Raw genomic sequence first — 21,279 nt, 5'->3', positions numbered from 1 at the left:
CCTTTAAGATTTGATCGGTGAAGAGAGCACCTGGTCAATAAGCCCGTATTCCTTCGCTTCTTCCGCGCTCATAAAGTTATCGCGGTCTGTATCCCGTTCGATTTTTTCAAGGGGTTGACCTGTGCGATCCACATATATTTGATTCAATTTCTGTCTCGTCTTGAGAATCCAGTCGGTATGAATCCAGATATCGGATGCCTGCCCTTGAACGCCGCCGAGTGGTTGATGAATCATCACTTCGCTGTTAGTCAGCGCATATCTCTTGCCTGGAGCCCCTGCCGTAAGCAGCAACGATCCCATACTTGCCGCCATGCCCACGCAGATCGTCGAGACATCCGGTTTGATGTATTGCATCGTATCATATATACCCATGCCGGCTGTCACAGAACCACCGGGCGAGTTGAGGTACAGGTGAATGTCTTTTTCGGGGTCATCTGCTGCCAGGAACAGTAATTGGGCAATGACCAGATTGGCGACATCATCGTCAATCGCACTGCTTAGGAAGATAATGCGGTCCTTCAGCAATCTGGAATAGATATCGTATGACCGTTCTCCCCGACTTGTTGATTCCACAACCATTGGTACCAGACTCATGCCACCAACCTCTTTTCTCTGTACAGATTAGTCTTTCCGTTTCAGAAATATTTTAACACGTTCAAGGCGCTATGTCATTTTTTCACTGCTGCAGATATCGCATTGTTCATGTGCATGCCATTATAGCGCAAATCCCATGAGAATGCCAATTCCTATGACTGTGATTATGTATTTGATATCTACCTCCGCCGATAAAAATAAGGCACGTAACAGAAATTACGCGCCTTATCTATGTTTATGGAGGCCGCCTTGCTTGGCCGTTCTAGTTGGAATGCAGTTCTCGAAAATGATTACTCAGCGCTAGCTTCTTCTTTTGCAGCTTCTTCAACTGCCGGAGCTTCAACTTCAATACTGTTCTCTACGAGGAAATCAATAGTCTTGCGCAGCGAAATTTCATCGTTCAGGCTGCTCAGGGAACCATTGGCCGCCAAGATGCTGCGGATTTCTTCAGGAGTACGTTTGAAGGATTCTGCCATGGAAGCGAGTTCCGCTGTTACTTCTTCTTCAGAAACCTCAATGTTCTCAGCCTTGGCGATTACTTCCAGCACCAGGTTGTTGCGTACGCGTTTTTCGGCGTCGCCCTTCATCTGAAGCTCAAGATCTTCACGAGTCTGGCCGGAGAAGCTAAGGAACATGTCCATGTTCATACCTTGCTGGCGAAGACGGTTATCAAAATCGCGAACCATGTTCGCTACTTCACTTGCGATCATAGCATCAGGAATTTCAACATCAGCATTTGCTGCTGCTGCGTCAACTACCGCAGTTTCACGAACGCCTTTGAGTTCTTCCTGTTTGCGGGATTCCAGCTGTGCCTTCAGATCTGCCTTGTATTCTTCAAGGGTATCGAATTCACTTACATCCTTAGCGAATTCATCGTCCAGGGCAGGAAGCTGTTTGCGTTTGATTTCATGCAGCTTCACTTTGAATACTGCTGCTTTGCCTGCAAGGTTCTCAGCATGGTAAGCCTCAGGGAACGTTACTTCAACATCCTTGAAATCTCCAGTGGACATGCCTACTACCTGTTCTTCGAATCCTGGAATGAAGGAATTGCTTCCCAGTTCCAGCGAATGACGCTCAGCCTGGCCGCCTTCGAATTGCACGCCGTCTACAGATCCGTCAAAGTCGATCACAGTGATATCGCCGTTAGCTGCTGGTGCGTCTTCCACAACAACAAGCTCAGCATGACGCTCTTGCAGACGTTTCAGTTCAGCATCCAGCTCTTCTTCAGTAACTTCTGCTTTCTGAACTGGAACTTCTACGCCTTTGTACTGGCCCAAAGTCACTTCTGGCTTCACTGTAACTTTTGCTTTGAAGATGAACGGCTGGCCTTTGGCGAACTGCTCGATATCCACTTCAGGACGGTCTACAGGGAAGATGTCGGTTTCTTCAACCGCTTCACCGTAAGCTTCAGGAAGAAGAATGTCGATGGCATCCTGATACAGGCTTTCTACACCGAAACGGGATTCAAAAATCGGCCGTGGCACTTTACCTTTACGGAAACCAGGTACGTTCGCTTTCTTAACTACTTTATTAAAAGCTTTGTCGAGCGCTGCAGCTACACGTTCTGCTTCTACTTCGACTTCAAGAACTCCAAGGTTCTTCTCTATTTTTTCCCAGGTTGCTTTCATATTATACTTTTCCCTCCAAAAATAGGTTACATGTTTTCTTAAAAATAATCACGTAATTCACGCACAGAATAACCATTATATTATATACAACATTGATCTATTTATCAAGTAGAGAACTCTTAACAAATCCTTTGAGAGAGCGGTATGCCCCTTCGAATTGAAAGCGCATGCTGCCTGTGATTCCGTACATGGCCCGCGTTTCCTCCTCCTGACGGGTTCCGTTCAGGCTCTCAGACACCATCTGATGCAGCGCACCTGCCCATATATCTAGCTGCGCGTCCTCTCCCTCAAGAAGCTTGCGGTATTCATCCGAACCATAAATTGACATCATGAACTGACCCCACAGCTCCTGGGCAAAATAATACAGTGTCGGCTCATGCACCTCCGCCTGCTCAGCTACCCGTTCCAGCACCTGGGTCACCTGAGGCGGAAATTCTTCATTGGCCAGCGGTACCGTTTCGATCTCAATATAGGACAGCTCACCGGAGCGCAGCAACCCGACGGTACCTTGAGCTCCGCGTCGGCGGAGTGTCTGCAGGGTCCTGAACTGCAAGAGCGGATGAACCGCGGTCTGCTCCAGCCAGCCGGTAAGCGACTCGTCAATGTGACCACCTTCGAGATAGGACAACTGCTCCAGCGCTAGAATCGTCGCCTCCGACAAAGGCTCGTGCATTACCTTGTGCAGCAGCTTGTTAGGATAATCCGCGTCCTCTTCAAGCTTGGATTTAGCCAGTATCCGGGCCATGTCTTCTTCCTTCAGATCCTGCTCGCCCGTAGAGTTCTCCGAATTGTCATCTCCGTTATGAGCCGCATAGGGGAAGGCTGCCTCCAGCCATTCCAAAAGTGACTGCCATTCCTCGTAGTGCCGCTCTTCCTGTCCCTGGCATTGCAGCAGAAACCGCAGCAGTTCCATCGCTTCCCCGTAACGTTCACTCTCCAGCATTACCGTCAACTGAATCTGATAATAATCCAGCGTCTTCGGAAACAGTACGATATTCTCTTTGGCGGGGGAATTCGAATGATTAATGAGGGCACCTCCTTTTCTCCGAACCATGATCAATTGTAGATTATAGCATATCCCACCGCTGTTTCAAAAAAAAAAGTTGAAAAAGTTATCTATATATGATAACATAATTTTTGCTTGCTTTTCAGTGTCACATCATGTCCCGGTAGCTCAGCCGGATAGAGCATGCGCCTTCTAAGCGCACGGTCGGGGGTTCGAATCCCTTCCGGGACGTCATAGAACAGCCTCCCTTCGGGGAGGCTGTTCGTGCGTCCGGGGATGAGAACCCCAAGGTTGGTTCGTTGGAGCCTATGCCCCGTGAGCACACGCTTCGCAATCAGCCGGGTTTTGGCTGCATCCTTTCCGGGACATTACACAACAGCCTCCCTTCGGGGAGGCTATTTGTACGTGTTCCCAATTTATGTGTTATGCGGACTCCAGAGTCGCTATTTGCACAATAGCACTGTTTTCGGGGTGGTTGCGGACTGGAGAGACGTTAATCTGGCTGAGGCAGCACAAAACGGGGGAATTCCGCTCCAATAACGCCTTCTCTGTCCGCAAGTGTCTGCCAAAGGGTTTTCCCAGTAAATAGTGTCTACTGTGTCCGTAACATTGGAGATTGGAAAATTCTTGTACCCATATAGTTGAACCGGGGGATTTCGGGGTCAAAATCCAGAAACAGATGCTCAGAGCCGTTAGCAGCCTTGAGCACCTGTTGTGTAAGCCGCGAGCACCTAAGGAAAGGCCAGCTTGCCCATAATAGTCTGCCGCTCAGCACCTGTAGCGGACGGGAGATTATTCGCCACTCCGTGCATAAAATCATTGCCCAGCAAAGCGAAAATAATAGCTTCCTTCGCATCATCGTTGTAGCCTAGTTGGCCTGAGGTGAGTACCTTTTGATCCGGCAGCATTGCTTGCAGCATGTCCAGCAGCGCAGCATTATGCGCGCCGCCACCGCTGACAATGACCTCGTCTATCCGGCATAACGGGAACACGTACCGGTTGTAGCCTTCTGCTATCGTCCGCGCGGTAAAGGCTGTAGCCGTTGCTACAATATCCGCATCGGCTAAACTTCGTTCTCTCGCCTTGGCGGCAAATTCCTCGGCGTAGGCTTTGCCGAATACCTCACGGCCTGTAGACTTCGGAGGCTGCAGCCCAAAGTACGGATGCTGTATCACTTCCTCTACAAGTATCCAGTCTACTGTCCCCTGCATTGCCCAGGTTCCGCCATCATCGTAAGACCGTTCACCGCCGCTCAGCAGGTATACGACCTGATCGATGACCATATTGCCGGGTCCGGTATCAAAAGCGAACACATCTTCCGGCCCCGCTGCCGGTGGCAACGCCGTACAGTTGCCGATACCCCCAATGTTCTGTAATAATCTCCCCTTGCCGGGATCGCGGTACAGAATCAGGTCTCCGTAAGGAGCCAGCGGTGCCCCCTGCCCTCCCACCGCCATATCTGCCGGACGGAAATCTCCGACAACCATGCATCCGGTCCGTTTCGCAAGCACGGACAAATCGCCGAGCTGCAGTGTGGATCTTATAAGATAGGGGTCCTGAATATCCGGCTGCGGAATATGCCATACGGTCTGCCCATGCGAACTAATCAGGTCGATCTCCTTCATCTCCATTCCGGCATTGCGAACGGCCTCAATGGCTGCCTCAGCGAAACGTTCCGCCAGATACACGTTCATGCCGCACACCAGATCAACCGATGAATGCTGCACTGTGCACAGCTCCTTAAGCCGCTCCCTGAGTTCATCATCATATGGGGTGCTGAAATAATGCAGCAGCTTAACCTCAGCCTGTAGACCGCTTCCTTCTATAGAAACGATCGCGGCATCTATGCCGTCCAGCGAAGTGCCGGACATCAGTCCAACAACCACAGAGCTCGGCTTGTGGTTCCAGAGCGGGCTAATCATGATCCCATCCCCCAGCCAGCAGGATATTCCCCGCCAAGTGAAACGGGCAATTTGCCCTGGAACGCAATGTGTCCGAGGAGCGCTTGGGCTGCGCTCTCCAGCGCAAGCGGGCGGCTCTCATAAGTTGCGGCGTAAGCCTGAACACCCGGCATAGCCAGCAGATCGTATGGATTGCGCAGGGCTACAATCACGAGCGGCTTTCCAAGACCAAGCAGCAGCTCCACCAGCTCAATCTGCCCGGCATGAAACTGGGCATTGTACGTGCCAACGACAATCTGCACGACTTCCTCTGTACGTGCTTCCTCCAGCAGCTTTGCCGCATAAGTCCCGATTTCAGCAGCAGGAACCACACGGTCAATACTGTCCAGCCCGTGTCTTGCGAGCATTGCCCCCAGCCCGGGTGCGGCTGAGAACGACTCATCGACCAGCGTTGCCACCACAGGGGCAGCCGTAATCACCAATGTCCTCCCAGTCTTCTTCAGGGGAAGGATAGAACTGTTATTGCGAACCAGCGTTATGCTGGCTTCACTGATACGCCGTGCCACTTCAAGATGAGCCGCAGCTCCAAGATCAGCAAGCTCCCCGCTGAAATCCGAGTTTCCTGAAGCAGCCGTAGCTCCCCCAACGGCACCAGCCTCTAGTCCGACAACCACTCCTGCACCAGGATTATCGCCGGCTGCACCCATAGAACCGTCCATCCCCACGTTCTCCTTGCCTTCGGCAATCACTCCCCGCTTTACCTTCAGCGCCAGCAGCCGCAGGACGGATTCATCAATCCGCTCTTCACTGATGCGGCCAACCGTTACCGCACTGCGGATCGCCTCCATCGCTGCGAGCTGTCGGTCGGCACGGTGGCTGACCAGAACCATATCCGCGCCTGCTTCAACAGCCAGCACCGATGCCTCCACCGTTCCGTAGTGCTCAGCAATAGCATTCATCTCCATACAATCGGTCATAATGATCCCCTGGTACCCCAGCTCTTCACGCAGCAGCCCGGTCAGAACCGTCTTGGACAGTGTAACCGGCAGCTTCTCGCGCTCAAGTGCCGGAAAGTAAATATGTGCCGACATCATGGCATCCACACCTTCGGCGATGGCTCTGCGGAACGGCACCAGTTCCACCTGATCCATCCGCTCCCGGCCGTGCGGGATCATTGGAAGGTCAAGATGTGAGTCAACGTCAGTATCGCCGTGACCCGGAAAATGCTTTGCTGTAGCGGCAACGCCCGCTTCTTGATAGCCGCGAATCATCGCCGCGCCATAATCAGCCGCCAATTCCGGCGACTCTCCGAAAGAACGGACTCCAATCACCGGATTCTGCGGGTTGTTGTTGACATCCAGCACAGGGGCATAGTTCAAATTAATGCCCATCGCGGCCAGCTCGCGGCCACTGATAAGTGCCGCCTGGTAGGCATCTTCCAGTGATCCGGCAGCGGCGATCGCCATCCCGCCAGGCATAAGGGCGATGCCGCCGGTAATCCGGGCAACCATCCCGCCTTCCTGGTCCATCGAAATCCAGAGTGGAGCCTTGCCCCCTTCGGCTGCAGCCTTCTGCAGATCCGCAGTCAGCAAGGCAACCTGCTCCGGCGACTCCACATTGCGGGCAAAATAAATCACACCGCCAATCCCGTTGTCAGCCACAAGCTTAAGCACTTCATCCGATGCCGCAGTTCCATCGAATCCGCACATCAGCATCTGGCCGATTTTATCGTTCAGACTCATTGCGGCGACCGCCGCATCAAGACCGGTTTCCAGCCTTGCCACTTCACGCCAAACGATTGCCATCACTGCGCCTCCCCAAATTCAGTTATCTGGTTACGATTTAAGAATATAAAAGATAAGGCTGACGCATAGCCAGCCACTTAGCACTGTCACTTCGCCATTCCTCAGCAATTGCCTGCAATCCTTCCACTGTGCCGATAGAGCGGCGTACCTCCTCTCCGCCAGTCAGCAAATCAATGAAATATCTCGTCCTGCCCTCCGGCGGAGTGAGCCATTCAAAATACTCAGGATACAGCGTGCTCACCTCATGCAGCAGAGTAAGCCCTGTGTGCACCGGCTCATACCTCTGCGGGTCTGTCACGAACAAGCGCACCCCACCGCATAATTCACCCTGATGCTTCGAGAACGCCGGTGTTGCATGCAGGGGATGGAAATGCACACCGGGAAGTTCATGCTTCCGCATCGCTCCAGCAAGACAGGCGCCATCCAGCCAAGGTGCTCCAATCCACTGGAACGGAATCGTCGTCCCGCGTCCTTCCGACAGATTGGTCCCCTCAAAAAAGCAAGTGCCGCCATACACCCGCACCGTCTCGATAGTCGGCATGTTGGGCGAAGGCAGCATCCAGGGCAGCCCCGTATCCGTAAATTCCATTTCCCGGGTCCAGCCCTCCAGCGGAATCACATCCAGATCACAGTGAAGACCTTTCCTGTCATTAGCCATCCGCGCGAATTCGCCAATCGTCATTCCGGTACGGATAGGCATGGTCCATGCGCCAACCATAGATTCATAGCCTTCCTGTAAAAGCCCTCCCTCGCAGCCAATGCCGCCAAGCGGGGACGGCCGGTCCAGCACAAGCAGGCTTATGCCATGCTCTGCACAGGCCTCCATAACATACAGAAGTGTCGACAGATACGTATAGAACCGTACCCCCAAATCCTGGACATCAAAAACAATGGTGTCCAAGCCCTCCAGCATATAAGAAACCGGCTTCTTATGCTCCCCATACAAGCTATAGACGGGAATGCCCAGCACAGCATCGAATTCATCCCCGAACCTTACTCCAGCCTGATGCTGGCCGTAAATACCATGTTCACAGGCAAAAAGAGCGGTAAGCCTGGAGGAAGCAAGCCCTCTGCAAACCTCCACCGTAGAATGAAAATCCGCTGTGATGCCTGTTGGATTCGTCACCAGCCCAATCCGCCGTCCGTCCAGCAGGGGATGAGAAAAGCCTGCGGCAAGCCGGTCCGCTCCGCTGCGGACAGCCCTCCTTACAGGAGCCTGCCTTCCGCGTAAAACCTGGCCGTCACCGGAACGCTGGTCCGCTCCATTGCTTCCCTTTCCGGTCATATCAGCCTGCCTTCCGCATAGGCCGCATTTGTCTCGGGAACACCATCAGCTCCGGCATCCTCGTCAGGGTGAAGCACATTATAAGCCGCTTTATGCAGATAAACGGCAAGCATGCCATTAAACAGCGAGGCAAAACCGACAACCGTAACCACGAGCATTACACCAACGACCAGCGCTTGAAAGAAGGCACCGATGGTATAGGCAGGATAGCGGAGAAAGAGCTTAACACTCTCCCCCATGGCCTTGAAGATACCCAGCTTATTCTGGAGCACCAGCTCCAGCGTATAGAATTGGGAGACAAAGGCCATTGCTACAAAATAAGTCTGAAAAATGGCTATCGTCCAGTTCACCACTCCGTCGCGGCCGCCGTAGAACCACCAGGTGGACCCTAAAACCAGCACCAGCAAGGAGCAGAACAGGCCGAACACGACGGCTGGGACAAAGCCCTTGCGGGCACCCGACAACATCTCTTTGACCGACAGCTTCTTTCCTTCCGTTCTCCGGTGATACGCATAGAATACGCCATAGAACAAAGGCATATATAGAAGCGGAATTAGGATAAACGCCAGCGCCATAGGCGTGAAAATCACCACCGGCACCAGCATGGCTGAGCTGGCCAGACTAAGCAGTGTGATAGGCACAATCTCCCTAAATGACTCCACTCCCGTGCTGACTAATACCTGATTCAGTTTCTGCATGACTTGTCTCCTCCTTCTGTGATTTGATCCGCTGCTTTACCAATCGATTCTCTCTTCCGTTGCCGGATCGAAATAACGCGCTTTGTTCAGATCGAAGATGAATTGCTTGCTGAGATTGCTGTATGCCTTGGTTTCCGGATGGACCTTCGCGGTAACGGTTCTGCTGCCTATTCTGAAGTAGACCAGATTCTCCGAGCCGAGATGCTCGACAACCTTGATATGTGCCTGCATCTGATGTTCTGTGGATACACCTGGTGCGAAATCTTCGCCATAAATATGCTCCGGGCGGATGCCAAGAATAATTTCACGCCCGTTGTAGCTCTTCAGCCCTTCCGCAGCATCTTGTGACAGAACGAATTCCGCTCCGTCAATCCGGATACGTTCTTCTTCCACCCGTGCATCAATGAAATTCATGGCCGGAGAACCAATAAAACCGGCCACGAACATATTCCGGGGGTTCGCATACAGCTCGGTTGGAGAAGCCACTTGCTGAATGACTCCTTTATTCATGACCACAATCCGTTCACCGAGCGTCATCGCCTCCACCTGATCGTGGGTCACATACACAATGGTGGCGCCGAGGCGTTTGTGCAGTTCACCCAGCTCAACCCGCATCTGAATGCGGAGCTTGGCATCCAGATTGGACAGCGGCTCGTCGAAGAGGAATACCTGCGGATCCCGCACAATAGCCCGGCCCAGCGCCACACGCTGACGCTGGCCTCCGGACAGCTCGCGCGGCTTGCGTTCCAGCATGTCGTCAAGTCCGAGAATCGATGCGGCCTCCTGGACCTTTTGCTCAATATAAGCCTTCGGCTTCTTCAGATTCTTCAGGCCAAACGACAAATTCTCACGGATCGTCATATGGGGATACAGCGCGTAATCCTGAAAAACCATTGCGATATCGCGGTCCTTGGGATGAAGATTATTGACGATGCGTTCGCCGATCACAATATCCCCGCTAGTCTGCTGCTCCAGTCCTGCGATCATCCGTAGCGAGGTGGTTTTGCCGCAGCCTGAGGGGCCTACGAACACAACAAATTCTTTATCGTTAATCACAAAATCGGAACCCGCCACCGCCGTAAAGGTCTGCTTGTTCTGATCGTCAAATTGTTTGCGCACATTCCGGAATTCAACTCGTGCCATTGCTCTTCCCCTCCAAAAATAGAATTTCTGCTATAACTCAGCCTTTGACGGCTCCGATAGTAATGCCTTGCAGGAAGTAGCGCTGCAGAGAGAAGAATAAAATCAGCATCGGCAAAGCTCCTACGCTCGCCCCCGCCATAATGGCCCCAAAATCCGTCGATTCCGCGAACACGAAGGATGCCAGGCCCACCTGTATGGTCCGCATCTCGGTAGAGTTCGTAATCAGAAACGGCCAGAAGAATTCGTTCCAGGAAGCGACGAATGTGAAAATGGCCAGTACGGCAAGCCCCGGCTTCGCCAGCGGAAGGATCACCTTCCAGAAGATCCCGAATTCACTGCAGGCATCGATCCGCGCCGCATGAATCAGCGAGGTCGGCAGCGAAGACATGTACTGCTTCATAAGAAAAATGTTGCCGACCGTAATAGCCGTAGGCAGGATAATTGCGGTATAGCTGTCTCCGAGATTGAACACATTGACGATCAGAATATAGAGCGGAATCAGCGTGACCTGGGCCGGGATCATCATCGTACTGAGCAGCACCCAGAAAATCGCGTTGCTACCGGGAAATTTCAATTTCGCAAAAGCATAGCCCGCAAGGGAAGCAAAAAACACATTGGTAATTGTCAGCACCGAGGAAATGAACAAAGAGTTGAGCAGCCAGCGCCAGGCCGCTGTTTTGGCGAAAAAACGTTCATACGGCGCAAATGAGAAGGCCTCCGGCAGCATGCTGGGACGGAAACTGGCGGTGGCCGCCGAGTCCTGCACAGAGCCGACAAGCATCCAGTACAGCGGAATAATGGTCACAATGCTCCACACGATAAGACACGCAGCCGCGATCAGCAGAAAGATGGTCTTTGATCTGGTTTTCATAACAGGTTTGCTCCTTCCGCCCTAATACTCGACGTCACTCGAGAAGTATTTAAATTGAATGACAGAGACCAGGATAATCAGAAAGGCCAGCACAAACGACTGCGCGGAAGCCAGGCCAAATTCATAGAACTGGAACGCCGTCTGGTAGATCAGATAAGCAATCGTTGTTGTCGCAAAGTTAGGTCCGCCCTGGGTCATCATATACACGGAGATAAACACCTGGAAGGAAGTAATAACTCCCGTTACGAGCAGATACAGCGTGGTCGGTTTGAGCAAAGGCCAGGTAATCCGGGTGAATTTGGTCCAGCCGCTGGCATGGTCAATGTCCGCCGCCTCATACAGCGATTTCGGAACTCCGCCCATCGAGGCCAGATACAGGATGATTCCGGCTCCGTGCGAGCCCAGCCAGTTCATGAGGATCAGCGAGAACAGCGCGGTTTTGGACTGCCCCAGCCAGATCACCGGGTCCAGGCCAAACCATTCCAGAAACCGGTTCAACAGCCCGACATTCGTCGGATCAAAAATCGCCAGCCACACGATGGATATCGTTACGCCCGAGGCGACTGCAGGCAGGTACAAGGTGGCCTTGAAGAAGGTCTGCCATTTGGTTTTCATCTGATAAATCAAATAAGACAGCACAAAGGTGATGATGATATTGACGGGAACCGTGCACACCGTAAAAATGACAGTATTGCGCATCGATTTCCAGAAGGTTGCATCCTGAAACAGCCGTTCATAATTATCGAAGCCGATCCAGGTCGAGTTCATAATGTTGTACTGCTGAAAGCTCATGATCAAAGCCGATACCACCGGATATAGTGTAAACACCAGAAACAGCAGGACCGGTGCCAGGATAAACAGGTAGGCCCAGCCGTATTCACGCCATAATCTGCCGGCGGAACTGCGCACCCGGTTTGGCGCGATTGTCGTCATCCCTTATCCCTCCTCTATTCAGAGAGGACGCCCTATCCGTAATCTGAAGGACGCCCCCGATAAAAGAACTATTTGCCCAGCATTTGGCTGCCTTTACTCTTGAAATCTTCAGCAACAGCTTCCGGTGTTTTCTCTCCGGAATACAGCGCCTGCATGTTAGGAGTGACTACCTGCTCTTTAAATTGCTTCATTTTGGCGGCAATGGCTGTATCGAGCTTCAGGGTTACAGGCATCGCCATATTCTTGGCCATGATCTCCGATGCCTTAATGGTCTCTTCTGTGCCAAGTGCTTTGCCTGCATACTGCTCTGCCTGGGATTTGCGTACAAATGGCAGCACCAATTCATTGGAGGAGTTTCCGGCTTTCGCTCCGCTCAGGTAATCCAGGACAAGGAAGGTATTTTTGGCATGCTGCTCGCCTTTGTCGTTCTTTTGTTTAAAAGCAATGTAGCCTTCTGCTCCCATAGTCGTTTTCGCAGGAGCATCATCCTTATGGGGAACCGGGAGCAGGACAAAGTCGATCTTCTCGCCTTTGACCGTACCGGCGTCAATATCCTTGTTGCGGTTCTGAATCATGACATCATAGTAGGGAATAGCCTTGGAGATTATAGCCGCTTGTCCGGCATAGAACATATCGGAACGTTTGGCTGGAGCAATTGCTGAAGTCTCTTTGGGCAAATAACCTTTATCCAGCAGGCCTTTGATGAAGCTCAGCGTACCCAGGATACGGTCATCGTTCCACTGGAAAGCACCTGATTCGTCCAGGACATCCGGCATATTATTGTTGCGGGACAGCATCTCAATGAAATCGAGCGAGGTTCCGTCTGTGACCAGCGGGTATTGGGTGGAGCCGTCCGGGAGTTTCTTGGTCAGCTTGGCAGCCGCCGTTTCAAACTCAGACCAGGTCCAGCCGTTCTGCTGGATGGCCGCCCAGTCAATTCCGGCTTCTTCGAGAATGCGCTTATTCCCGCCCCAGCCCCATTGGAACTGGTACAGCGGAAGGCCATACTGTTTACCGCCTATTTGCGCAAGCGCAAGTGTTCCCGGCAGGTAGTCATTTTTGATCTCATTGGTCATGAACGGGTCGAGATCCAATGCCAGTCCGGTGTTGACATAAGTGCCATCTACACTGTGAAAATACAGATCAGGAGGACTGCCGGCGTTCAGGGCAACATCGAATTTCTTCGGACCCTCTGCCCAAGACAACACTTCCGTCTTAACGGTGATGTTCGGATGTTCCTTCTGGAAATCAGCAACCAGTCCTTTGAGCTCATCCTCGTAGGTACCATGAACCGGATAGGTCCAGACCGTAATGGTGTCCTTGGCATCCGGACGGTTTGCTGCCTCCTTGCCTCCGGAGTTGCTGCAAGCGCTAATCAGCATCATGACCAGAACCAAACCCAAGCATAAACGTTTCTTCATTATTGTCTCCCCTTTGTTTTCCAGGCTATAGCCGTTTGATATGTTGTCTGCTTCTCTCCAAATAAGTAACGGACTGCTCATAATTCCGGCTCGCAACAGCAAGATATAGAATATCAATCAGATTAAGCTGGGTGATCCGGGAAGCCATCGCTCCGCTGCGGATTTCATTCTCGGTAGCGGAGGTGCATAGCGGGATGTCTGCGCTCCTGCTCAAGGTAGAGCTGCCATACTTGGCAATACTGATGACAGTCCCTCCATTTTCTTTGACAATAGAAGCGGCCCGGATGACCTCTTTGGTTTCTCCGGAGTATGAAATACACACAGCCACATCTTCTTCCGAAGCTGTGATCGCGCTCGTAAGCTGAACATGAGGGTCGGCAAAGGAAAAGCTGGTCTTATTAATCCGCAGAAACTTCTGCTGGGCATCCATCGCAATCAGATTGGAAGCGCCCACGCCGAAAAAATAGATTCGCTTGGCGCGGTCAATGGCCTCCACGGCCCGTTCTACCATGTCTTCATCCAGAATCGTCAGCGTGTCCCGGATCGATTGAATATTATTATTGGATACGTTCTGCATGATCGCCGCAATGGTATCATTCGGGCGGATTTCCTGATAGCCGATGATTGCCGGATCTCTGCCCTGCAGATCCCCCGCCACCTTGATCTTCAGATCCTGATAACCCTTGAAACCAATAGTCTTGCACAACCTTACGATGGCCGCCTGACTTGAACCACTCTTCGCTGCCAAATCCGCAATTGAGAGTTGAATCATCTCATCCGGGTTCTGCAGGATATAAGCAGCAATCTTGTGTTCAGAAGGACTTAATGCATCATACATTTCCCTTAGTCGAATTAATCCGCCGTTCATTAAATCCAAGCACCCCCTCATGTAATGGCCGACCTTACACAAACACTGCACAAATTGATGTTAGATAATATAACTTGTTCCGTTTGCTATTCTCCCAATTACTTGGAATGAATTCATTATATGAGCTGTGAAATAAAATTTCAACAACTTTTTTATTTGTGAAATTTTGTTTTACTTTACGGGCCGATTCTCATATAATTAGGAAAAAATCAAAGTGGTGAGTGATCGATGAAAGTGTACTTAGGCCTTGATGGTGGCGGCACAAAGACCGATGCATCCGCTTTGAATGAGGCGGGAGAGCTACTTGCACGCTATATCGGCGGCCCCTCCAATCCTCATAGCGCGACCTTAGGTGTAGCGCTTACAAGAGTCATGTCAGCTATTGACGGATTGCTGGAACGTTTGCAGACAGACGTAGCTGACATGACTTCGATCTGTCTTGCAGTGTCAGGTTTTTCGACAAAGGAGGAACAAGCCTGCTTAAAGAACGCTGTTCTTCAGCATTTGTTGAAGCGCGGAATATCCATCCCGGTATTCATCCAATCTGAAGGACAAATATCATTGATGGCTGCGCTGGGCAACAGCTTCGGAACACTGATTATTTCGGGGACAGGCTCGATCTGCTATGGCTACAGCCCGGATGGCTCCTGCCATCGTACAGGCGGATGGGGGCATCTTCTTGGGGATGAAGGCAGCGGCTACCGGATTGGACTCCGTGCAGTCCAGACCGTAATGCGCAGCCATGACGCTGCTCAGCCTCCTACCGTAATGACCGGTATGATTATGGAAGAATACTGTTTACAGCAGATCACTGATTTGAAGGAATATATTTATCATCCTTCTCATACCAAAGCTGAGATTGCCGCCTTCTCGAAGCTCTGTATCGGAGCGGCTGAAGCCGGGGACCCCGCCGCAACTGCCATTCTCTCTGAAGAGGCGGAAGCTCTTAGCGATACGGCGGCTGCGCTGTTGCGCCAAAACCCGGTGCTGATGACGCTTCCTGTAGTCCTCAGCGGTTCGGTCTTCAGGTATTCTCGCGTTTTTTATAGACTCTTCTGCCAGCGTCTGCTGAAATTCAGCAGTGCCCTGGAGATTGTGGATGGGAGCCACGGAGCTCCGCCGTCCACGGGGGCGGCAAGGCTGGGGAAGCTGCTGCTGGACGAAACGGACGGGAAATCGAAACATCACCACAGACAACAATAGACAGACAGGAGGACGAAACCTCATGAACGATATTTTAGCGAATTTGATGACAGAGCAGCCCAACGATAAGACCACGGATATCGACAGCCTCAGCTCTGCTGAAATTATGCAGTTGATTAACAATGAAGACCGCCTCGTCGCGGAGTGCATCCAGGGCCTGATCCCGCAAATTGCCAGAGCGGCGGATTATATTGTATACGCCTTTCGGACGGGCGGCAGACTGTTCTATGTCGGTGCCGGAACCAGCGGGAGAATCGGTATTCTGGATGCTTCGGAGTGCCCGCCCACCTACGGCACCCCTCCCTCCATGGTGCAGGGACTTATTGCCGGCGGTTTCCGGGCGGTTAAAGATCCGGTGGAAGGTGCGGAAGACAGCTTGGAATTGGGCGCACAGGACATCGACGAATGTGTCGTCACCGATAAGGATGTAGTGGTCGGAATCGCTGCCAGCGGACGCACCCCCTATGTACTGGGAGCGATGAAACGGGCTGGGGAGCTAGGAGCCGTCGTCATTGGGCTATGCAATAACACGGGTACACCGATGGCCGGGGTCGGCAAGCTGACGATTGAAGCCGTAGTAGGACCAGAGGTTGTTATGGGCTCCACGCGGATGAAATCAGGCACAGCACAAAAAATGATCCTGAACATGCTGACGACAACCGCCATGATTAGAATCGGAAAAGTCTACCGGAATCTGATGGTCGACCTGAACCCCTCCAATGAGAAGCTGGTCTACAGGGCAAAGCGTATTATTGAGCTGGCGACCCATGCTTCTGAGGAGCAGATTGAGGCCGCGTTTACGCTTGCTGAAGGTCATGTGAAAACAGCCATTATTATGATTCTAAGTGATGTTGATGCTGGCGAAGCACGGCGGCGGCTTGCAAAAGCGGATGGATTCGTGCGTGAAGCATTGCAGTAGAAGCGCAGACGGGGGAATTACAGCAGATTGTATAGTGAACTTCTGGCGCAGCAATAAACAACCTTCCTTCCGGAGGGCTGTTTATTTGTCGGAAAGTGGAACTGGCAGAGCGAGGCGAGGTGCGCGGCTCCCCTCTGCCAGCATTCACTTGGATTCCATCTGTAATTTCAGCATACGCACCGTTTCGGCGTCAAAATTCATATTCTCTACAGGCTCGGTGATTTCGGTCGTATACCGGTCTACGGTAATTTTACCATGATACATTTTGCGTACGGTAATGCTGTGCTTGGCCTTAAGCAGGGATTGCGCGCCGCTCTCACCTCCGACGTAATAAGCAGAAATACTGCCTCCCGACTCCAGCTTGGAGCCGCGGCAGACGGAAAATGTCTTCAGAAACGTAATATTTCCTGAGGAAAACAACTCGCTCTGCACAATTCCATCTCTATGAATCAGAATGTCTCCATTCGATTTCAGTGTGCTGTTCTGGCATTTGCCGATATTGACCTCTACTTTGGACTCCTGCATCCGGGCCACACCGGAATGCAATTCTTCCAGCATCACGATCACTCCGCTCAGCGAAGCTTCCGTCAGGAAATCCACCAGTTGAACCGGCTTCAAAAACAGATTCAGGAAATGCAGTGTCTGGCCCAAATCCTGATGATAATTGGCCTGAACGGTTGTCAGTACCGAGAGCAGTTCCTTAATAATCTGCGGAATCTTTTGAAACTTGCTCTCTAGCAGCAGCAGCACTGCTTGTCCGAAATTCACACTTTGATTGCGGCTCTGCACCGCCTGGTTCAGCAACCAGACCGCCTTTTGCAAATTTCTGCCCTCATCAATCAGCTGTTTGGAACAGTTATAGATCCGGTTGTACATTACGCCAAAGTACCCCGAATACAGGTTACTATTGACCACATTCCCTTTAACCACAATACTGCCGGTAGCTGTAATTGTAGAATTATAAATACTTCCGGCTACATACACATTACCCAGGGACTCAATAATCATATTGTCTTCGACATCCCCGCGAATCACCACATCTCCTGAGAATACGATATTGCCTGATTTGATATTCACGTTGCCGGGAACGAGGTAGGAGGTACAGATATCGAAACTTTTGATTTTGTCACCTGTGACTCTTGGCCTTCCTTCATACAGTGCCCGCACCTCGTTATTAATCAGCAGCACAGTGTTATTCCTAGCGAGCACAGTAATGTCATTCGGGGGAGGCGGGTAGAGAATTTCTCCATAGACATCATAGCCGGGAATCCCTTCGGCAATCGGAATCTTGCGGGCGATAACCTGCCCTCTGATCGCTGACGGAATACGAAGGTGGCTGCGGTAGTCTACCTGGCCTTCGATTTCATTAAATTCATTCTCAATGGTTTCGGAAAAAAACAAATCCAAACGTGCATTCTCCCCGGGTACAGCCGCTCTTCCTTTGGATGCGGGAATGGGCTGATAGGTGGGATTCTGCAGTTCTCCATGTATGCCGGAAATGTTCAGATTCTGAATGATTCCCCGCTGCTCAAAATCGACAATAATCTGATTCAGCCCCAGTTGACCGGTTACCGTCTCCAAATCAATGGAAGCATCGACTTTAAGCACACTCGAAGAATATTGATTGTTTAGCCGCCAGCGAAATTTCTTTGGGGAATATAGAGTAAAAAAAGCCATCAGCCGGTCTTCTGAAATGGTAATTGCATACAAGGGAGGCTCAGACAGCTCCCAATCGATAATATCCTGCGACGTAACAGGGGTCGGCTCTTCAATGGCTTGTCCATTGACATGGATCACGACGGGAAGAACGGCCGAGATCACGGCTGGCGCTCCGCCCGGGAGGGGGTCCTGAACGAATATCTTGTCTGCTCTTACTAACAGACGCCCCGATAGTTCATCATCAGGAGTCCCCTCACTAATGAACGATTCTTTAACAAGAAACTCATGTTCACCATCATTAGGTGTAAGCTCCAGCGTATTGATCAACTTGTTCAGATCCTGCTCGGACATACGTTTGGGCATCTTACGCACCTCCTTATAAGGTACAACTGATGAAAGGGGGATTCGTATGGAAATGGGATTGCTTTCATTTTAGTATTATTTACAATTTTAAGCAATTAACAATTGAGCATAAACAGAAACGGATGCCCCCTTTACCCAGGTCGGCATCCGTTTCTGTATTCATTAGAACGTATAAATGAGAGATCTGCTGCCGCTTAGCGTCCCCGGCGGCGTCCGAGCCACAGCGGGAACCGGAAGATGAAATTAATCAGCAGTACCACGAACACAAGCACGGCTGCGGACTTGTCGGCAATCTGCCGCGCATCCTCAACGATGGCCTCTGACTGTACATACCACAGATGAACAGCCAGTGTCTCGCCTGGCGAGAACAGATTGAAATCCCACATCTCGCCGGAAGTGCTGAGGCCCGCAGTCAGAATAATAACAGCCGACTCCCCGAAGGCGCGTCCTGCCACCAGACAGACACCGGTCACGATAGCTGGCATGGCTACCGGCAGCACCACCTTGCGGATAACATGGAACTTGGTCATTCCCAGGGCATAGCCTGCTTCACGGATCTCTCCGGGAACGGCGCGTACCGCTTCTTCCGTAACGCGGGCCAGCATCGGCAGATTGAGCAGTGCCAGGCTGACACCGCCGCCGAGAATGGTCAGTCCGACGTTAAAGTATTCGGCAAAGATCGCGAGACCCAGCAGCCCGAATACGATGGAAGGAACCGAGGATAGCGACTCCACGCAGATGCGCAGCGCTCCGGTGAACTTATTATCCGGCGCATATTCCGCCATATAAATTCCGGCCCCGACACCAATCGGAATCGAAATCAGCAGCGAAATGAACAAAATATAGAAGGAGTTGAACAGCACCGGGCCAATACCGCCGCCAGCGTCCATTTCCTCCGGCTGCTTGATCAAGAAGTCTGGTCTGAGCGATGGCACGCCTTTGCTTAGAATGGTGAAGAGCAGCCAGAAAATCAGCAGCATGACCAGAGCGCCCAGGGTGTAAAAAGCAATGGTTGCCAATTTGTTGTTACGTTGTGAACGGGCCGAATGGCGTGTTCGGGTAAAATTCATGCTGCATCCCTCCTTTTCCGGCCTAATATGCGGATGATAAGGATCAGCACAAACGAAATCAACAGCAGCAGAAAGGCCATCATGTGCAGCGCATAGTTCCAGGTGGAGTCAAATTCCACATTAGAAATCTGCATTACGATGTTACTGGTCAGCACGGATGAGGGAGTGAACAGGGTTTTGGCCAGCTGCGGCGTATTACCGATAACCATCACAACTGCCATTGTCTCTCCAACCGCACGGGTCATGCCCAGAATAATTGCCGAGATAATGCCTCTATTGGCTGCGGGCAGAACTACACGCATAATCACCTGCAGACGCGTGGAACCAAGGGCATAAGCGGCATCCCGGTATTTGCGCGGAACGGCAATGATGGCATCATCACTGATCCGGCAAATAGTAGGTAACACCATCAAAGCCAGGACAAGCGCTGCCGCAAGCAGGCCGTCTCCCAGCCCTTCCCCGCTGACTCTGCGCAGAAAAGGCAATAGCACGGTCAACCCCAGATAACCATAGACTATCGAAGGAATCCCGACAAGCAAATCCAGCACCGGCCGGATAAAACCCTTGAGCCATTTCGGAGCAATCTCCGCACACAGCACAGCCATTCCTACCGACACGGGAACCGCAATGAGCAGTGTCAGGGCCGTCAGTGATAATGTATTAACAATAAAGGCAGCGGCGCCAAAGGCTTCCTCTTCCGGGCTCCAGTTGAATGAGAAGAAGAACTCAAGCGGCGAGAGATGAGCGAACAGAAGCAGCGCCGTTTTGCCGATGAATACAATGACAAGTCCAAGCACCAGACAAAGTGCAAGGATACTGAACAGAAAATAATAACGGAACATGGTGTTGCTGAATAAATGCCTGTTGTGGCGTTTGGTGCTTATACTGCTTTCTGCAAGACTGCTCTTCTGTGCCCGCGATGCCAGGTTCTGGACCGGTGCCCCCATACTTTCCCTCCTGTAAGCGGCCACCCCCGCATGAACTCCGGAGCTGGCCGCTGTTACCGTTCAATATATGTTCATGATTCTAAAAGACTTACCATTAACCCTTCATTGCGGAAATCGGAATGAATTTCAGCTTCTTCAGGGAACCCTGCTGGAACTTCTTGCTTTGTACATAATCGATGAATTCTTTGGTAACGCCGCTTGGCTGGCCTTTGGTCATATAATATCCGTAAGCCCAAATCTTGTAAGATCCATTGATAACATTATCTGAAGTTGCTTCAACACCGTTGAATTTCACAGCCTTAATGTCGCCGCCACTTACATAGACAAGGTCGATATAGCCGATAGCGTTAGGGGTTGTAGCAACAGCAGTTTTCATGTCGCCGCTTGATCCGGTTTCTTTATAGTTTTTCTCTTTCTTCGTGATATCCCCGCCAGCCAGTGCCTTAGCCTGATAGTTAACACGTGTACCGGAACCGAAGGCACGGGTAACGACTACAATGTTGGCATCCGATCCGCCGACATCTTTCCAGTTGGTGATTTTCCCAGAGAAAATGCCTTGCAGCTGTTCGGTAGTGAGGTTATCTACACCTACATTTTTGTTAACAATGGTGGCAAAAGGAATAACGGCTACTTTGTTAGCTACTTGTCCTTCAAAAGCCTTGAAGCCGGGAACGTCCATGCTTGCATCCCAGTCGCATGCACCGATATCGGCAATCCCTTTCTTCACAGCTTGTGGTCCAGTGACAGAACCTTTACCGGAAGCAGCGATTTTGACTTTCGGATGAAGCTTCTGGAATTCCTTGGCTGCCTGCAGCGTCAGCGGAAGCAATGCGGTGGAGCCGTTGACTGTAATTTTCCCCTTAAGTGAATCTGCAGCAGCCGCGATTCCGGCAAAAGATGCAGTTACCGCGATAACCGCGGTCAAAGCTGTAACTGTGAATTTTTTGAAAATCTTCATGAATAAT

Annotated in this window: 18 protein-coding genes and 1 tRNA gene; 3 read left to right on the top strand and 16 right to left on the bottom strand. The window is 51.5% G+C overall.

Features of this window, described 5'->3' with window-relative positions; all coding sequences use genetic code 11:
• Positions 1-3 precede the first annotated feature (3 nt).
• The 3 genes from clpP to A3844_RS07820 form a co-directional block, all read right to left on the bottom strand.
• Complete coding sequence (gene clpP, locus A3844_RS07830) at positions 4-594, bottom strand: ATP-dependent Clp endopeptidase proteolytic subunit ClpP (protein ID WP_025708435.1); 591 nt, start codon at positions 592-594, stop codon at positions 4-6.
• A 290-nt stretch (positions 595-884) separates the two neighbouring features.
• Entirely contained in the window at positions 885-2,222 is a 1,338-nt protein-coding gene (gene tig, locus A3844_RS07825; protein WP_074107084.1) for a trigger factor, read from the bottom strand.
• A gap of 97 nt (positions 2,223-2,319) precedes the next feature.
• Positions 2,320-3,276 carry a hypothetical protein gene (locus A3844_RS07820; RefSeq protein ID WP_178381921.1) on the bottom strand — a complete coding sequence of 319 codons (957 nt, stop codon included), beginning with the start codon at positions 3,274-3,276 and terminating at the stop codon, positions 2,320-2,322.
• A 109-nt stretch (positions 3,277-3,385) separates the two neighbouring features.
• Between A3844_RS07820 and A3844_RS07815 the strand changes: the two genes are divergently transcribed.
• Positions 3,386-3,459, top strand: a tRNA-Arg gene (locus A3844_RS07815).
• Between the two features lie 500 nt (positions 3,460-3,959).
• On the opposite strand, the gene A3844_RS07810 is transcribed toward A3844_RS07815, so the two are convergent.
• From A3844_RS07810 to A3844_RS07770, 9 genes are all read right to left on the bottom strand, one after another.
• Positions 3,960-5,150 carry an anhydro-N-acetylmuramic acid kinase gene (locus A3844_RS07810; RefSeq protein ID WP_074107083.1) on the bottom strand — a complete coding sequence of 397 codons (1,191 nt, stop codon included), beginning with the start codon at positions 5,148-5,150 and terminating at the stop codon, positions 3,960-3,962.
• Positions 5,147-6,934 (bottom strand): beta-N-acetylhexosaminidase, encoded by a 1,788-nt coding sequence (gene nagZ / locus A3844_RS07805; RefSeq protein WP_074107082.1) that lies wholly within the window; start codon positions 6,932-6,934, stop codon positions 5,147-5,149. The genes A3844_RS07810 and nagZ overlap by 4 nt, the downstream gene beginning before the upstream one ends.
• 37 nt (positions 6,935-6,971) lie before the next feature.
• Positions 6,972-8,219 carry an exo-beta-N-acetylmuramidase NamZ family protein gene (locus A3844_RS07800; protein ID WP_083606752.1) on the bottom strand — a complete coding sequence of 416 codons (1,248 nt, stop codon included), beginning with the start codon at positions 8,217-8,219 and terminating at the stop codon, positions 6,972-6,974.
• Entirely contained in the window at positions 8,216-8,917 is a 702-nt protein-coding gene (locus A3844_RS07795; protein WP_074107081.1) for a hypothetical protein, read from the bottom strand. Before A3844_RS07795 ends, A3844_RS07800 begins: the two co-directional genes overlap by 4 nt.
• A 36-nt stretch (positions 8,918-8,953) precedes the next feature.
• Complete coding sequence (locus A3844_RS07790; RefSeq protein ID WP_074107080.1) at positions 8,954-10,060, bottom strand: ABC transporter ATP-binding protein; 1,107 nt, start codon at positions 10,058-10,060, stop codon at positions 8,954-8,956.
• A gap of 37 nt (positions 10,061-10,097) precedes the next feature.
• Positions 10,098-10,931 carry a carbohydrate ABC transporter permease gene (locus A3844_RS07785; protein ID WP_074084195.1) on the bottom strand — a complete coding sequence of 278 codons (834 nt, stop codon included), beginning with the start codon at positions 10,929-10,931 and terminating at the stop codon, positions 10,098-10,100.
• 21 nt (positions 10,932-10,952) lie between these two features.
• On the bottom strand, positions 10,953-11,864 hold the full coding sequence (locus tag A3844_RS07780) for a carbohydrate ABC transporter permease (RefSeq protein WP_074100626.1): 912 nt from the start codon (positions 11,862-11,864) through the stop codon (positions 10,953-10,955).
• 68 nt (positions 11,865-11,932) lie between these two features.
• A complete protein-coding gene (locus tag A3844_RS07775) occupies positions 11,933-13,285 on the bottom strand; it encodes an ABC transporter substrate-binding protein (protein WP_074107079.1) in 1,353 nt (450 codons plus the stop codon).
• A gap of 25 nt (positions 13,286-13,310) precedes the next feature.
• Complete coding sequence (locus A3844_RS07770) at positions 13,311-14,153, bottom strand: MurR/RpiR family transcriptional regulator (RefSeq protein WP_074107078.1); 843 nt, start codon at positions 14,151-14,153, stop codon at positions 13,311-13,313.
• A gap of 228 nt (positions 14,154-14,381) precedes the next feature.
• On the opposite strand from A3844_RS07770, the gene A3844_RS07765 reads away from it, so the two are divergent.
• On the top strand, positions 14,382-15,356 hold the full coding sequence (locus tag A3844_RS07765; protein ID WP_074107077.1) for a BadF/BadG/BcrA/BcrD ATPase family protein: 975 nt from the start codon (positions 14,382-14,384) through the stop codon (positions 15,354-15,356).
• Between the two features lie 22 nt (positions 15,357-15,378).
• Positions 15,379-16,275, top strand: coding sequence for an N-acetylmuramic acid 6-phosphate etherase (gene murQ, locus A3844_RS07760; RefSeq protein WP_074107076.1), 897 nt, complete (start codon positions 15,379-15,381; stop codon positions 16,273-16,275).
• A gap of 144 nt (positions 16,276-16,419) precedes the next feature.
• Here murQ and A3844_RS07755 read toward each other — a convergent pair whose 3' ends face one another.
• From A3844_RS07755 to A3844_RS07740, 4 genes are all read right to left on the bottom strand, one after another.
• The gene (locus A3844_RS07755) at positions 16,420-18,297 is read right to left on the bottom strand and encodes a FapA family protein (protein ID WP_074084189.1); all 1,878 of its coding nucleotides are present in this window, start codon (positions 18,295-18,297) and stop codon (positions 16,420-16,422) included.
• A gap of 194 nt (positions 18,298-18,491) precedes the next feature.
• The gene (gene pstA, locus A3844_RS07750; RefSeq protein ID WP_074084188.1) at positions 18,492-19,367 is read right to left on the bottom strand and encodes a phosphate ABC transporter permease PstA; all 876 of its coding nucleotides are present in this window, start codon (positions 19,365-19,367) and stop codon (positions 18,492-18,494) included.
• Positions 19,364-20,314, bottom strand: a complete 951-nt coding sequence (gene pstC, locus A3844_RS07745) for a phosphate ABC transporter permease subunit PstC (protein WP_074084187.1) — start codon at positions 20,312-20,314, stop codon at positions 19,364-19,366. Before pstC ends, pstA begins: the two co-directional genes overlap by 4 nt.
• 94 nt (positions 20,315-20,408) lie before the next feature.
• The gene (locus A3844_RS07740; RefSeq protein ID WP_074084186.1) at positions 20,409-21,272 is read right to left on the bottom strand and encodes a phosphate ABC transporter substrate-binding protein; all 864 of its coding nucleotides are present in this window, start codon (positions 21,270-21,272) and stop codon (positions 20,409-20,411) included.
• Between the last annotated feature and the right edge of the window lie 7 nt (positions 21,273-21,279).

Source organism: Paenibacillus helianthi, from assembly GCF_001909055.1.
Lineage (GTDB): Bacteria > Bacillota > Bacilli > Paenibacillales > Paenibacillaceae > Paenibacillus_AQ > Paenibacillus_AQ helianthi.
Note: the sequence above shows the minus strand (reverse complement) of the source record. Positions and strands in the feature narration are given on the sequence as shown.